Genomic DNA, 14,547 nt, shown 5'->3' with positions numbered 1-14,547 from the left:
TGATGCCTTCTACGATCCGCCGTACGGCAGCCGCCATCAAGGCAGGATCGGTGTACGACCGTTGAGCGAGATTTAACGCCGGGAGGAATCGTGCTGGAGCGGCTGGAGATCGAGACCTTCCTGGCCCTGGCCGAGGAGCTGCACTTCGGCCGCACCGCCGAGCGATTGCTGATCACGACCGGACGGGTCAGTCAGGTGATCAAGAAGGTCGAGCGTCAGGTGGGCGGCGCGCTGTTCGAACGTAACAGCCGCTCGGTCCGGCTCACCCCGATCGGACGCCGGTTGGCCGACGACCTGGTGCCCCTGGTCGCGGCGATGGACGAGGCGCTGCGGCGGGCGAAGGACGCCAGCCGCGGGGTCTCCGGGGAGCTGCGGGTCGCCTTCCTCGGCGAGTGGACGGCACCGGCACTGCTCAGGGCGGTCGCGCTGTTCGGGGAGCGCCACCCGGAGTGCCGTGTCGACGTGCGGGAGGTCCAGCTGGCCAACTCGCGGGCCAGTCTGGTGGACGGCTCGATCGACGTCCTGCTCGCGTCGTACCCCTTCGACGGGATGGCCTGCGGGCCCGCGCTGCTGCGGGAGAGACGAGTCCTCGCCGTGGCCGCCGGTCATCCGCTCGCCCGCGAGAAGGGTGTGTCCGTCGAAGTGCTCGCGGAGTATCCCGTCGTGCAGTACCCGCACGTGACCTCGGCGGGGTTCAAGCGGGACCGTACGCCGGACCGCACCCCGTCGGGCAGACCTGTTCCGAAGGGTCCGGTCGGCGAGTCGTTCTCGGAGATGTTGACCCTCGTCGCGATGGGGCGGGGCGTTCTGCCGGTGGGGGACCACTCCCGGCAGTACTACCCCCGGCCCGATGTCGCCTACGTGCCCCTGCTTGACGCGCCGCCGATCGAGAGGGGGCTGATCTGGAGTGAGGCCAACACCACCGAGCGGCTGCGCGCGTTCGTACGGGCCGCGACAGACGCGACCAGCCCTTTCTGAGGCGGGACCGCTTCGAACGGACGCGACCAGGTCCGGCTGAGGCGGGTCCCGCTCCGAGCGGACGCGGCCGGGGCCGGCGTAAGCGCTCCAGGCGGAGACGGGCCGAAGGACGAAGGCGCGTGCACCTGGTTGTGCATCGGGCGGGCCCGGCGCGCGGTTCTCTGGGCAGACTGGGCGTATGACAGCGACATCCATGAGCAAGGGCGGCAACCTTCCCGTCGCCGTCGACGCGGTACAGGTCGAGCTCGGCTGGTCCGGAGGCCCCGGCGCGCCGGACGCCGATGCCTCGGCACTTCTGCTCGGCGCCGACGGCCGGGTGAGGGACGACGGTGACTTCGTCTTCTACAACCAGCCCCAGCACGCCTCGGGTTCCGTACGTCATCTGGGCAAGCGGCGGGACGGCGGCGCCACGACGGACACCGTCGGAGTGGATCTGGCGTCCCTGGAACCGGGGATCGAGCGGGTCGTCCTCGGTGCCTCGGCGGACGGGGGCACCTTCGGCGGGCTGTCCGGTCTGCGGCTTCGGCTGCTCGACGCAGGGACGGGCAGGGAACTGGCGCTGTTCGAGATGGAGGCCACGACGGAGACGGCGTTCATCGGCGGTGAGCTGTACCGGCGGGCCGGTCAGTGGAAGTTCCGCGCGGTGGGTCAGGGGTACGCGTCCGGACTCGCGGGTCTGGCAACCGACTTCGGGATCAGCGTGGACGAGGAGCCGGACGCCACCGGGACGCCGGCGTCCTCGACGCCCACGTCAGCCCCCACGCCCGCCGCCGCGTTCCCGCCGGCTCCCGCGGCTCCGGCACCTCCGCACGTCGCCGCGACCTGGCCCGCGCCGGCAGCCGGGCCGGCCGCCCCGCCTCCGCCCGTCGGCTCGCCGTACGGGAGCGCTGCGTCGCCGTCCGCCCCTCCGGTACCGCCCCGCCCGCCCGTGGCACCGGCCTCGGCCGGTGCCACCGCTCCGCGGCTGGTCAAGGGCGAGGAGCAGCTTCCGGTGGACATGCGCAAGCGGCTCTCCCTGCGGAAGGAGCAGGTGGCGGTCAGCCTGCGCAAGCACGGGGCGGAGGGGGTGACGGCGCGCGTCATCCTGGTTCTGGATGCCTCCGGGTCCATGTCCTTCCTGTACTCGAAGGGGGTCGTGGCCGATGTCGTGGAGCGGATGGCCGCGGTGGCCGCGCAGCTCGACGACGACGGAGAGATGCAGGCCTGGACGTTCGCCTCGAATCCGGCCCGGCTGCCGGACCTCGCGCTGGGAGAGTTGCCGGAGTGGCTGCAGCGGCATGTCCGGGTCGGTGAACTGACGCTGTTCCGCCGCAAGAAGCCACGCAAGGGTCTGTTGCCGGGCCAGGTGGACATGCGCGCGGTGGGGATCCAGAACGAGGAGCAGAAGGTGATCGCGGAGGTGCGGTCGTACGTCCGTGACCACCCCGCCGCCGCCCCCACCTTGGTGCTGTTCTTCTCCGACGGCGGCGTCTACCGCAACAAGGAGATCGAGACCGAGCTGCGCGAGGCGGTCGACGAGCCGGTCTTCTGGCAGTTCGTGGGGCTGGGGCGTTCCAACTACGGAGTGCTGGAGCGGTTCGACACCCTGCCGGGCCGGCGCGTCGACAACGTCGGCTTCTTCGCCGTCGACGACATCAGCGACGTACCCGACGCGGAGCTCTACGACCGGCTGCTGTCCGAGTTTCCGTCCTGGATGCGCGAGGCCCGGCGACTCGGCATCGTCTGAGAGGACGTGGCGGGGCGTCGGAGGCCGGCCGTCACCCGCCCCGGGCAGCCTTGTGGGCCCGCGCGCCTGCGCGGGCCCTTCTCCCGTGGTTCCGGCCGTCGACCGTCCGGAATCACTCGGGCTGGTGTTCGGGCCCCCCGAAGTCCGGGCTCGAGAAGTCCGGGCTGGAGAAGCTCGGGCGCGGACCGGCTGCGGGGCCGCCGTCGGGGCTGCTGAACCCCGGCCGGTCGTAGCCCAGGTGCGGCATGCGGCTGGGCGCCGGTGTGGCGCGGTCCAGGGCCACCGAGCCCGGATCCGCGAGGGCCTCCCGGAAGAACGGCAGGATGCCGCGCTCCAGCAGGGCGTCGTGCCAGGCGTCCCTGGCCCGGGCGACCTGTTCGGTCACCTCGCCGCCCGCTCCCGCGAGGAGCGAGGACGAACTGTTGCGCAGGGCCGTCAGGAGCAGTCCGGCCGCGGCGACGAGGATCGCCGCCGCGGTGACCGCGCCGAAGACCCATCCGGTGGTGAGCAGGGTCTGGGCGATGGCCGGCTCGGGGTTGAGCATCTTGAGGATGTAGCCCACGAGCAGGAATATCGCCGCGGCTGTCCCGGCGAGGACGGGGGCGAGCACCGCGACGACGGCGATGGCGCCGGCACCCGCGGTCTCGGTGACCTCCCCCACGGTGGCGGCGAGTCCCATCGCTCCGGCGCCGGGTTCCGGAGAGCCGGTCTCCTCGCTCACGACGGAGGTGGACGCCACCGGGCGGCGCATTTCCTCGCGGGCCTTCACGTAGTGCGCGTACTCGTCCGCCGCGGCCGTCGTGATGAGGGCGGTGGCGTTGAGCGCCATGGTGCGCAGTTGTTCGAGATTGAGCCGCTGGCCGACAGCGGCGAGTTCCGGGCGGTGTGGTGCGGAGCGCAGCGCCTCATCGAGGATCCGCTCGAAATCCTGGCGGTCCTCGCTCAGCAGGTGCTGCGGAACGCTGTTCATCTGCATCCCCCGATGCTCCGTAGGGCTGATGGCTCGCACGCTGACGAGCCGTTGGGCAGAAACGGAGGGGAGCCTGCTACGGATAAGCCGATGGTAGAGCGGTGACGGCACGCCGTGACAGGGGGTTTCCAGAAATTGGCCCCTGGCCGACGCGCTCCACCCGGGGGACGCCTGCCCGCTGAACGGTCAGATATCCAGCGGAAGTTGCTGAACCAGTAGCTTTCCGGCCATGGTCACTCCGCCGTCCATCGCGATGGCGAGTCCGTCGGCGTAGACGTGCGGCCCCTCGACCACGGGGCCCGTGTTGTCCTCGCCCTCTTCCGTGCCGACCTCGCCCAGGAGGTATGGAATGGGGCTGTGACCGTGGACGATGCGGCTGCCGCCGTAGGTGCCGAGCAGTTCGCGGACGGCTTCGGAGCCGCCGTCGTCGCGGAAGGCGAAGCGTTTGGTGAGCTTGCGGAACACGTCCCAGCACTCGTCGGCGTCGTTGCGGGTGAGGGTTTCGCGGACGGTGTCGTTCACCGCTTCGATCGAGTCGCCGTAGTCGAGGTAGGCGGTCGTGTCGGAGTGCACCAGCAGGTGTCCGTCGACGAGTTCCATGGCGTCGAGGCGGGCCATCCACTGGAGGTGGTGGTCCTGGAGGCGGTCCATGTCCGTCTTCTGGCCGCCGTTGAGCAGCCAGGCGGCCTGGAAGGTGGCGGTGCCCGCGCCGGAGTTGACGGGGGTGTCGGCGAACCGCTTGGCGCCGAGCAGGAGCAGCTCGTGGTTGCCCATGAGCGCCTTGCAGTAGCCGCCGGCCGCGGCCGCCTCGGCGGAGAGCCTCATCACGAGGTCGATCACGCCGATGCCGTCCGGGCCGCGGTCGGTGAAGTCGCCGAGGAACCACAGACGCGCGGTGCCCGCGGACCAGTTGCCCGCGGCGTCGAGGAGACCCTGCTCCTGGAGCGCGGCGACCAGTTGGTCGAGGTAGCCGTGCACGTCGCCGACGACGTACAGCGGCCCGGGGCCCTCTTCGGGTGCCGGGGCGGCCGCCGGGTCGACGGAGACCTGAACCGTGTCACCTCGGTTGATGACCGGCAGATCGCGCTGAGTGGGCGTGTATCCCTCGGGGAATTCTCCCGGGAACTCGCCCGGGAAGTCCTCGGTGGAGTCCATGACCGCGTACGGCGCGGGCTCCCCCGACGGGTACAGCCCGGACTGCCCGACGGGTCCCGCGCCCTCGCCCTGAGGCGTGTTCTGCGCGTACGGACCGGTCTCGTGGACGTAAGCGGGAACGCGGAAGTCGCGCAACGTCGCCGTCCGCGTCACCTCGGGTCCCTGACCGGCCCCCTGAGTCATCGACCCCTCCACCACCATCGCGCCGCATCTGCACCTGTTCGGACTGCCTGGTCGCAGCGGCCCGCGGTGTCGTCCGCCCATCATAGGAATGCGGATCGCGCCATGTGATGACCCAGGGGTGGTGAATCGGAACAGGAGGCCGGTCCACCGTGGTTTTCGCCCGAATTGGGCGGGGCTTTCCCCGCCCTTGCCGCTTCGGGGTCAGCCCTCTTCGGGTGATCGGGGCGGGCTGACCGTCGTCCGGGGCGGCCTGCGCTGCGACGAGGTCCGCACGATGAGCTCCGTCGGTATCACCTGCTCGACCGGTTGGTCCGATTCGACCCCCTCGATGGCGTCGATCAGCAGCTGGACGACGGCCGTGCCGATTCTGCGCGGTTTGAGGGAGAGGGTGGTGATGGGCGGCTCGGTGCTGGCGTAGACCGTGGACTCGCTGCAGCACACCAGGAGCAGGTCGTCGGGTACGCGCAGGCCGTAGCGGCGGGCGGCGGCCAGCAGGTCGGTGCCGTTCGGGTCGAAGAGACCGTAGACGGCGTCGGGGCGGTCGGGCCGCGCGAGGAGGCGGTCGGCGGCGACGGCTCCCGCGCACGGATCGTGCGCCGGATAGGCCTCGTAGACCGGATCCTGGCCCACGCGCTCGCACCAGCGCAGGTAGGCGGTGGTCGAGAGGTGGGTGTACGTGTCCGTGGTGGTTCCGGTGAGCAGGCCGATGCGGCGCGCGCCGGCGGCGGCCAGGTGGTCGAGGATGCCGAGGACGGCGGCCTCGTGGTCGTTGTCCACCCAGGCGGTGACCGGGAGGGCTCCGGCCGGGCGGCCGTCGGAGACGACGGGTAAGCCCTGGCGGACCAGCTCGCTGACGACGGGGTCCTGGTCGGACGGGTCGATGACCACGGTTCCGTCCAGGGCCACGTTCGACCACACGTCGTGGCGGGAGGTCGCAGGGAGGATGACCAGGGCGTATCCCCGCGCGAGTGCGGCCGAGGTGGCGGCTCTCGCCATCTCGGCGAAGTACGCGAACTCGGTGAAGGTGAAAGGTTCATCCCCGTAGGTGGTCACGGTCAGGCCGATCAGGCCGGACTTGCCGGTACGGAGGGTTCGGGCCGCCGCGGACGGGCGATAACCCAGTCGGTCGGCGACCTCGCGGACATGGCGTCGGGTGGCGTCCGGGAGCCGGCCCTTGCCGTTGAGGGCATCGGACACGGTCGTGATGGAGACCCCCGCGGCCGCGGCCACGTCTCTGATACCCGCCCGGCCCGGCCGACCGCCGCGGCGGGTGGTCTCCGCCCGGCTCACCTGGTGCTTCCCTGCTGCTGTCATGGCGAGCCGATAGTAGGGCTCATGCGGTGGGGTAGTGCGGACGCATATGCACGCGTTGACAGGCACGTTTCTGCATGGTCAAAAAGCGCTAACTTCCTTGGAAAGGAAGGTAGTTGAACGATCCAATGCCAGTACGTGACTTGTCCACGCGCATGGGCCTGCCAAGTGGGCCATGTTTCGAAGAGGTCTCAACTCACCTGTACGAGGGATGCGCGCCACGGCGCGGGCCACCGGCGCATGTGATGAACGCCGACGCGCCCCCCTATTCGTACACCTTCGTACACGGATGCCCGGCCGTTTCGGACGGCACCCCGGGCGGCGCCCCTTTCCGCGTGGATCGCTGCGGGGAAGGCCGCACGGTGCCCGGTTGTCCACAGGCCATTCGCACAGGAGCCGAATCCTCATAAGGTGAGAAGCATTGGTAGCCGGTGGCGGTCTGAGCCGCTGGTGGTCACGAGGAGGACTGCGGTGAGCGAGACGAGCCCCAAGCTGCGTGCCGAGCTGGCGGGGATCCCCACCTACAAGCCCGGCAAGCCCGCCGCGACCGGTGCCGTGGCCTACAAGCTGTCCTCCAACGAGAACCCGTATCCGCCGCTGCCCGGTGTCATCGAGAGCGTCACCGCCGCGGCCGACTCGTTCAACCGCTACCCGGACATGGCGTGCACCGGGCTGATGAACGAGCTGGCGGACCGTTTCGCCGTCCCGGTATCCCACCTCGCGACCGGCACCGGTTCGGTCGGCGTCGCGCAGCAGCTGCTGCAGGCCACGAGCGGACCGGGCGACGAGGTCATCTACGCGTGGCGTTCCTTCGAGGCGTACCCGATCATCACGCAGATCTCCGGCGCGACCTCAGTGAAGGTGCCGCTCACGCCGGACGAGGTGCACGACCTGGACGCGATGGCAGACGCGATCACGGACCGGACCCGGCTGATCTTCCTCTGCAACCCGAACAACCCGACGGGCACCGTGGTGCGCCGGGCCGAGCTGGAGCGCTTCCTCGACCGGGTGCCGAGCGATGTGCTCGTCGTGCTGGACGAGGCGTACCGCGAGTTCATCCGGGACGTCGAGGTTCCGGACGGCGTGGCGATCTACCGCGACCGGCCGAACGTCTGCGTGCTGCGCACCTTCTCCAAGGCCTATGGTCTGGCCGGCCTCCGGGTCGGCTTCGCGATCGCCCACGAGCCGGTGGCGGCCGCGCTGCGCAAGACGGCCGTGCCGTTCGGCGTGAGCCAGCTGGCGCAGGACGCCGCAGTGGCGAGCCTTCGCGCCGAGGACGAGCTGCTCGGCCGGGTCGGCTCCCTCGTCTCCGAGCGCAGCCGGGTGGTCGACACCCTGCGCGGCCAGGGCTGGACGGTTCCCGAGACGCACGCCAACTTCGTGTGGCTGCGCCTGGGGGAGCGGACGGTCGACTTCGCGGCCCACTGCGAGCAGGCGGGTGTCGTCGTGCGTCCGTTCGCGGGCGAGGGCGTCCGTGTGACCATCGGCGAGACCGAGGCGAACGACATCTTCGTCAAGGCGTGTGAGGCGTTCCGCCAGGAGCTGTAGGCGTCGTCATCGCGGCGGGGACGGTAACGGCGGGTGCCGATACCGTCCCCGCCGCGTTTTCCTGGCCGGTGGCCGGTGGCTGGTGGCTGGTGGCTGGTGGCTGGTGGCTGGTGGCTGGTGGCCGGTGGCCGGTGGCCGTCGTCCTCGTCCCCGCATCCGCATCCGTCTCCTCCGGGGAGCGGCTCGTCTCGCCCGGCCGCGCGGCCCGGGCTCGTTCCGGGCGGGCCCGGTTCTGTCCGATATCGGGGCGGATACGTCGTGTGCGTGATCTTCGGCGTAAGGTCCCGGTCCGCGCCCCGGCCCGTGCGCCGATCCGTCAGGGCGATCAAGATCGTGGCCGCCGCTCCCGCTGAGGGACCCCCACGTGTCAAAGCTCGAACGGGCATGCGTCATAATTGCTTGTGAATGTGAACGCGTTCACAAACGTGTCCTGGTTGCTCCCGTGATGTCCGTGATGAAGCGGGCAAACTGCCGCTGTGACCACGGTGACGTAAGGAGACTGCGACGTGGAATTGGCTCTGGCGCCGGAAACTTTGGCGCGATGGCAGTTCGGTATCACCACCGTCTACCACTTCCTTTTCGTCCCCCTGACGATCTCGCTCGCCGCGCTCACCGCCGGCCTGCAGACGGCCTGGGTGCGGACGGAGAACGAGAAGTACCTCAGGGCGACCAAGTTCTGGGGCAAGCTCTTCCTGATCAACATCGCGATGGGCGTCGTCACCGGCATCGTGCAGGAGTTCCAGTTCGGCATGAACTGGTCCGACTACTCACGCTTCGTGGGCGACATCTTCGGCGCGCCGCTGGCCTTCGAGGCCCTGATCGCCTTCTTCTTCGAGTCGACGTTCATCGGGCTGTGGATCTTCGGCTGGGACAAGCTCCCGAAAAAGATCCACCTGGCCTGCATCTGGATGGTCTCGATCGGCACGATCCTGTCGGCGTACTTCATCCTCGCGGCCAACTCGTGGATGCAGCACCCCGTCGGCTACCGGATCAACAAGGCGAAGGGGCGTGCGGAACTCACCGACTTCTGGCACGTGCTGACCCAGAACACCGCGCTGACCCAGGCCTTCCACACGCTCACGGCGTCCTTCCTGACCGGTGGCGCCTTCATGGTGGGCATCGCCGCGTTCCATCTGGCCCGCAAGAAGCACATCGGCGTCATGAAGACGTCGCTGCGGCTCGGCCTCGTCACCGTCGTCATCGCGGGCCTGCTCACGGCGGTCAGCGGGGACCTGCTCGGCAAGGTCATGTTCAAGCAGCAGCCGATGAAGATGGCCGCCGCGGAGGCGCTGTGGGACGGCCAGAACTCGGCACCGTTCTCGATCTTCGCCTACGGAGACGTGAGCAAGGGCCACAACTCCGTCGAACTCTCCGTCCCGGGGATACTGTCCTTCCTCGCCGACGACAACTTCAACTCGTACGTCCCGGGCATCAACGACACCAACAAGGCCGAACAGCAGAAGTACGGCCCCGGCGACTACCGGCCCATCATTCCGGTGACCTTCTGGGCGTTCCGCTGGATGATCGGCTTCGGCATGGCGTCCTTCGTGATCGGCCTGTTCGGACTCTGGGTGACCCGCAAGAAATTCATGCTCCCCCAGCATCTGAGGGTCGGTGACGACGAGGTGCCGCATCTCGTCCTCTTCAAGAGCAAGGCACTCGGTCCGAAGCTGACCACCTGGGCCTGGCGCATCGCCATCTGGACCCTCGGCTTCCCGCTGATCGCCAACTCCTGGGGATGGATCTTCACGGAGATGGGTCGTCAGCCCTGGGTGGTGTACGGCGTTCTGCAGACCCGGAACGCGGTCTCCCCCACCGTTTCGCAGGGCGAGGTCCTCACGTCGATGATCGTCTTCACGACGCTCTACGCGATCCTCGCCTTCATCGAGGTGAAGCTGCTCGTGAAGTACGTCAAGGCAGGGCCGCCCGAGCTGACGGACGCCGACCTCAACCCGCCCACCAAGATCGGCGGCGACTCCCATGACGCCGACAAGCCGATGGCCTTCTCCTACTAGGCCCAGGGAGCTGCTGAGTCATGGAACTTCACGACGTCTGGTTCGTCCTCATCGCGGTCCTGTGGACCGGCTACTTCTTCCTGGAGGGCTTCGACTTCGGAGTCGGCATCCTCACGAAGCTGCTGGCCCGGAACCGTACCGAGAAGCGGGTGCTGATCAACACGATCGGTCCCGTGTGGGACGGCAACGAGGTGTGGCTGCTCACGGCGGGCGGCGCGACCTTCGCGGCCTTCCCGGAGTGGTACGCCACCCTCTTCTCCGGCTTCTACCTGCCGCTGCTGATCATCCTGGTCTGCCTGATCGTGCGCGGTGTCGCCTTCGAGTACCGGGCGAAGCGGCCCGAGGAGCACTGGCAGCGCAACTGGGAGACCGCGATCTTCTGGACCTCGCTGATCCCGGCGCTCCTGTGGGGTGTGGCGTTCGGCAACATCGTGCGCGGGGTCAAGATCGACCGGAACTTCGAGTACGTGGGCAACTTCTGGGATCTGCTCAATCCGTACGCGATTCTCGGCGGCCTGGTCACCCTGACCCTGTTCACCTTCCACGGCACGGTGTTCGTGGGACTGAAGACGGTGGGTGACATCCGTGAGCGGGCCCGCAAGCTGGCCATGCAACTCGGCCTGGTCACGGCGCTGTTGGCGCTGGCCTTCCTGCTCTGGACCCAGGCCGACAACGGTGACGGCGGATCGCTGGCCGCGCTGATCGTCGCTGTTGTCGCACTCGTCGCGGCGCTGGTGGCGGTCAACGCGGGCCGGGAGGGATGGGCGTTCATGCTCTCGGGAGTCACCATCGTGGCTGCTGTCGCGATGCTCTTCCTGACGCTCTTCCCGAACGTCATGCCGTCCTCGCTCAATGACGACTGGAGCCTCACGGTCGCCAACGCGTCGTCGAGCCCGTACACCCTCAAGATCATGACCTGGTGTGCCGGCATCGCCACGCCGATCGTCCTGCTCTATCAGAGCTGGACCTACTGGGTGTTCCGCAAGCGCATCGGTACGCACCACATCGCCGCGGATGTGTCGCACTGAGTCCGACGTAGTGGGCGTGTTTCACGTGAAACATGCCTGATGAGCCAAGGGTGTGTTTCACGTGAAACCAATCGATCCGCGTCTGCTCCGTTACGCCCGAGCCACCCGCCTCTTCCTGCTGGCGGTCGTGGTGCTGGGTGCCGTCGGAGCGGCGCTGGTCATCGCCCAGGCGATGCTCATCGCCGAAGTCGTGGTGGGCGCCTTCCAGCACGGCTTGTCGGCGACCGAACTCCGTTCGCCGATCGTGCTGTTGGTGGCGGTCGCGATCGGGCGGGGCGTGGTGGCCTGGCTCACCGAGCTGGCCGCTCACCGGGCGAGTGCCGCGGTCAAGTCCGAGCTGAGGGGGCGGCTGCTGGAACGCGCCGCACTTCTCGGCCCGGGGTGGCTCAGCGGCCAACGGACGGGTTCGCTGGTCGCCCTCGCCACGCGGGGAGTCGACGCCCTCGACGACTACTTCTCGCGCTACCTGCCGCAACTCGGACTCGCGGTGGTCGTCCCCGTCGCGGTGCTGGCGCGCATCGTCACCGAGGACTGGGTGTCGGCGGTGATCATCGTCGGCACGCTTCCCCTGATCCCCCTTTTCATGGTCCTGATCGGCTGGGCCACCCGTGCGCAGATGGACCGCCAGTGGCGCATGCTGTCGCGTCTCTCCGGGCACTTCCTGGACGTCGTCGCCGGACTGCCGACACTGAAGGTCTTCGGCCGGGCCAAGGCGCAGGCCGAGTCGATCCGGAAGATCACCGGCGAGTACCGGCAGGCGACCATGCGGACGCTGCGGATCGCCTTCCTCTCCTCCTTCGCCCTGGAACTGCTCGCCACCATCTCGGTCGCCCTCGTCGCCGTGACCATCGGTATGCGGCTCGTCCACGGCGAGATGGACCTGTACGTGGGGATCGTCATCCTCGTCCTGGCGCCCGAGGCGTATCTGCCGCTGCGCCAGGTGGGGGCCCAGTACCACGCCGCCGCCGAGGGGCTCGCCGCCGCGGAGGAGATCTTCGCGGTACTGGAGACCCCCGCGCCGGCCGTCGGATCGCTGCACGCACCGGCGGGGGAGATCGGCTTCGAGGGTGTGACCGTGCGGTTCCCGGGACGCTCCACGAACGCGGTCTCGGACGTCTCCTTCACCGTCGCGCCCGGTGAGACGGTCGCCCTCGTCGGACCCAGCGGCGTGGGCAAGTCGACGTTGCTGAACGTCCTGCTCGGGTTCGTGGAGCCCACCGCGGGCCGGGTGCGAGCCGGGGGAGTCGATCTCTCCGCGGCGGACCTGACGGAGTGGCGCTCCCGGATCGCCTGGGTGCCGCAACGACCGCATCTGTACGCGGGTTCCATCGCGGAGAACGTACGGCTGGCCCGCCCCGACGCGGACGACGCGGCGGTACGCGAGGCTCTCGTCGATGCGGGCGCGGCCGGATTCGTCGACGCGCTCCCGGACGGTGCGGACACCCTTCTCGGCGAGGACGGCGCCGGCCTGTCGGCCGGACAACGCCAACGCCTCGCGCTGGCCCGGGCGTTCCTCGCGGACCGGCCCCTGCTGCTCCTCGACGAGCCGACCGCCTCGCTCGACGGAGCGACGGAGGCGGAGGTCGTCGAGACGGTTCGGCGTCTCGCCGTCGGGCGCACGGTACTCCTGGTGGTGCACCGGCCGGCCCTGCTCGCGGTCGCGGACCGCGTGATCCGTCTGGAGGCCGCGCCGCCCGAGGACAACCGGCTCGCGGGGCTGGTCACCGACTCGGCCACGGACCTCGCCCTCCTCGGGGCCGGCGTGCAGGCGGCCCGGGGCATCGAACCGACTGCTCCTGTCGGGGCGGCCGGAGACGGGACCACGCCGGTGCCGAGCAGTCAGGGTGGCGTCCTCGCCCGCGTCCGGGCCATGGCCGCTCCCCGACGGGGGCCGCTCGCGCTCGCCCTGCTCCTGGGCAGCCTCGCGCTGGGAAGCGCCGTCGGTCTGATGGCGACCTCCGGGTGGCTCATCTCGCGGGCCTCCGAGCACCCGCCGGTGCTCTATCTGATGGTGGCGGTCACCGCCACCCGGGCGTTCGGCATCGGGCGGGCGGTGTTCCGTTACGCGGAGCGGCTCGTGTCCCACGACGCCGTGCTGCGGATGCTGGCGGACACCCGGGTCGCCGTCTACCGGCGCCTGGAACGTCTCGCGCCCGCCGGGCTCCGCACCACCCGGCGGGGCGACCTGCTGTCGCGGCTCGTCGCCGATGTCGACGCGCTGCAGGACTACTGGCTGCGCTGGCTGCTGCCCGCCGGAGCGGCGGTCATGGTGTCCGCCGTATCCGTCGGTTTCACCGCCTGGCTGCTGCCCGAGGCCGCAGCGGCTCTCGCCGTGGGGCTGCTGGCGGCCGGCGCCGGTGTGCCCCTGGTGACCGGCGCCGTGGCACGCCGCGCCGAGCGACGGCTGGCTCCCGCCCGCGGAGCGCTGGCGACGCAGGTGACCGACCTGCTCACGGGTACCGCCGAGCTGACCGTCGCGGGCGCCCTGCCCGCCCGCACCGCCGAAACCCGGCGGGCCGACGGTGTCCTGACGCGGATCTCCTCGCGGGCCGCGACCGCGACCGCCCTCGGCGACGGACTCACCGCGCTCGTCTGCGGCCTGACCGTCGCGGCCACCGCGCTTGTCGGCGCCCAGGCCGTCGCCGCCGGACGGCTGGACGGCGTCCTGATGGCCGTCGTCGTCCTCACCCCGCTGGCCGCTTTCGAAGCCGTCATGGGGCTGCCGCTCGCCGTGCAGTACCGGCAACGGGTGCACAAGAGCGCGGAGCGCGTGTACGAGGTGCTGGACGCCCCTGATCCCGTACGGGAACCGGAGCAGCCGCGACAGGCGCCCGCCTCGCCCTTCCCGCTGCGGCTGGAACGGGTGCGAGCGCGCCACGCCGGACAGCACCGGGACGCGCTGGCCGGTCTCGATCTGACCCTGGACGAGGGCCGCAGGATCGCCGTGGTCGGTACCTCCGGGGCGGGCAAGACGACGCTCGCCCAGGTGCTGCTGCGGTTCCTGGACGCGGAAGGGGGGACGTACACATTGGGCGGCGTGGACGCGTACGGCATGGACGGGGACTCTGTGCGGCGCCTCGTCGGACTGTGCGCGCAGGACGCGCATCTCTTCGACAGCACCGTGCGCGAGAACCTGCTCCTCGCCCGCAAGGACGCGACCGAGGCCGGACTGCGCGACGCCCTCGGGCGGGCCCGGCTCATCGACTGGGTGGACGGACTGCCGGACGGCCTGGACACGCTGATCGGGGAGCACGGGGCGCGGTTGTCCGGTGGCCAGCGCCAGCGGCTCGCGCTCGCCCGCGCGCTCCTCGCCGACTTCCCCGTCCTCGTTCTCGACGAACCGGCGGAACATCTCGACCTGGCGACGGCCGACGCGCTCACCGCCGATCTGCTGGCCGCGACCGAGGGCCGTACGACACTGCTGATCACACACCGGCTCGCCGGGCTCGACGCGGTGGACGAGGTGATCGTGCTCGCGGACGGCGCGGTGGTCCAGCGCGGGCCCTTCGCGGACCTGTCGGCCGTCGAGGGACCGCTGCGGGAGATGGTGGAGCGGGAGACCGCCGGAGATCTGCTGGTGGGTGCGGTGGTGAGGTGACCGCGCCCCGGGCTGTCGGGGGCGGCTCGGGAAGG

General features: G+C 70.1%; 9 protein-coding genes. 6 read left to right on the top strand and 3 right to left on the bottom strand.

Translation table 11 applies throughout. The features are described from left to right. The first annotated feature begins 90 nt into the window (after nt 1–90). Both B0675_RS08985 and B0675_RS08980 read left to right on the top strand, forming a co-directional pair. Nucleotides 91–978 carry a LysR family transcriptional regulator gene (locus tag B0675_RS08985; RefSeq protein ID WP_081218293.1) on the top strand — a complete coding sequence of 296 codons (888 nt, stop codon included), beginning with the start codon at nt 91–93 and terminating at the stop codon, nt 976–978. Between the two features lie 178 nt (nt 979–1,156). Further along, entirely contained in the window at nt 1,157–2,704 is a 1,548-nt protein-coding gene (locus tag B0675_RS08980; protein WP_081218292.1) for a VWA domain-containing protein, read from the top strand. Between the two features lie 112 nt (nt 2,705–2,816). Here the strand turns inward: B0675_RS08980 and B0675_RS08975 are convergent, their stop codons facing one another. The 3 genes from B0675_RS08975 to B0675_RS08965 all read right to left on the bottom strand — a co-directional run bounded on the left by B0675_RS08975 (nt 2,817) and on the right by B0675_RS08965 (nt 6,326). Next, entirely contained in the window at nt 2,817–3,680 is an 864-nt protein-coding gene (locus tag B0675_RS08975; protein WP_081218291.1) for a hypothetical protein, read from the bottom strand. A gap of 180 nt (nt 3,681–3,860) precedes the next feature. After that, nucleotides 3,861–5,012: a metallophosphoesterase gene (locus B0675_RS08970; protein WP_081221682.1), complete on the bottom strand. Its 1,152-nt coding sequence runs from the start codon at nt 5,010–5,012 to the stop codon at nt 3,861–3,863. 201 nt (nt 5,013–5,213) lie between these two features. After that, complete coding sequence (locus tag B0675_RS08965) at nt 5,214–6,326, bottom strand: LacI family DNA-binding transcriptional regulator (RefSeq protein ID WP_081218290.1); 1,113 nt, start codon at nt 6,324–6,326, stop codon at nt 5,214–5,216. Between the two features lie 468 nt (nt 6,327–6,794). Here B0675_RS08965 and hisC point away from each other — a divergent pair, with 468 nt between their 5' ends. From hisC to cydD, 4 genes are all read left to right on the top strand, one after another. Further along, nucleotides 6,795–7,871 carry a histidinol-phosphate transaminase gene (hisC, locus tag B0675_RS08960; protein WP_081218289.1) on the top strand — a complete coding sequence of 359 codons (1,077 nt, stop codon included), beginning with the start codon at nt 6,795–6,797 and terminating at the stop codon, nt 7,869–7,871. Nucleotides 7,872–8,377: 506 nt separating this feature from the next. Beyond that, nucleotides 8,378–9,886 carry a cytochrome ubiquinol oxidase subunit I gene (locus B0675_RS08955; protein ID WP_081218288.1) on the top strand — a complete coding sequence of 503 codons (1,509 nt, stop codon included), beginning with the start codon at nt 8,378–8,380 and terminating at the stop codon, nt 9,884–9,886. A gap of 20 nt (nt 9,887–9,906) precedes the next feature. Beyond that, nucleotides 9,907–10,914, top strand: a complete 1,008-nt coding sequence (cydB, locus tag B0675_RS08950) for a cytochrome d ubiquinol oxidase subunit II (RefSeq protein WP_081218287.1) — start codon at nt 9,907–9,909, stop codon at nt 10,912–10,914. Between the two features lie 61 nt (nt 10,915–10,975). Further along, a complete protein-coding gene (gene cydD / locus B0675_RS08945) occupies nt 10,976–14,512 on the top strand; it encodes a thiol reductant ABC exporter subunit CydD (RefSeq protein WP_081218286.1) in 3,537 nt (1,178 codons plus the stop codon). Nucleotides 14,513–14,547 lie beyond the last annotated feature (35 nt).

Source organism: Streptomyces sp. M41(2017), assembly GCF_002078175.1.
Taxonomy (GTDB): domain Bacteria; phylum Actinomycetota; class Actinomycetes; order Streptomycetales; family Streptomycetaceae; genus Streptomyces.
This window is presented reverse-complemented; position numbering and strand designations above follow the sequence as displayed.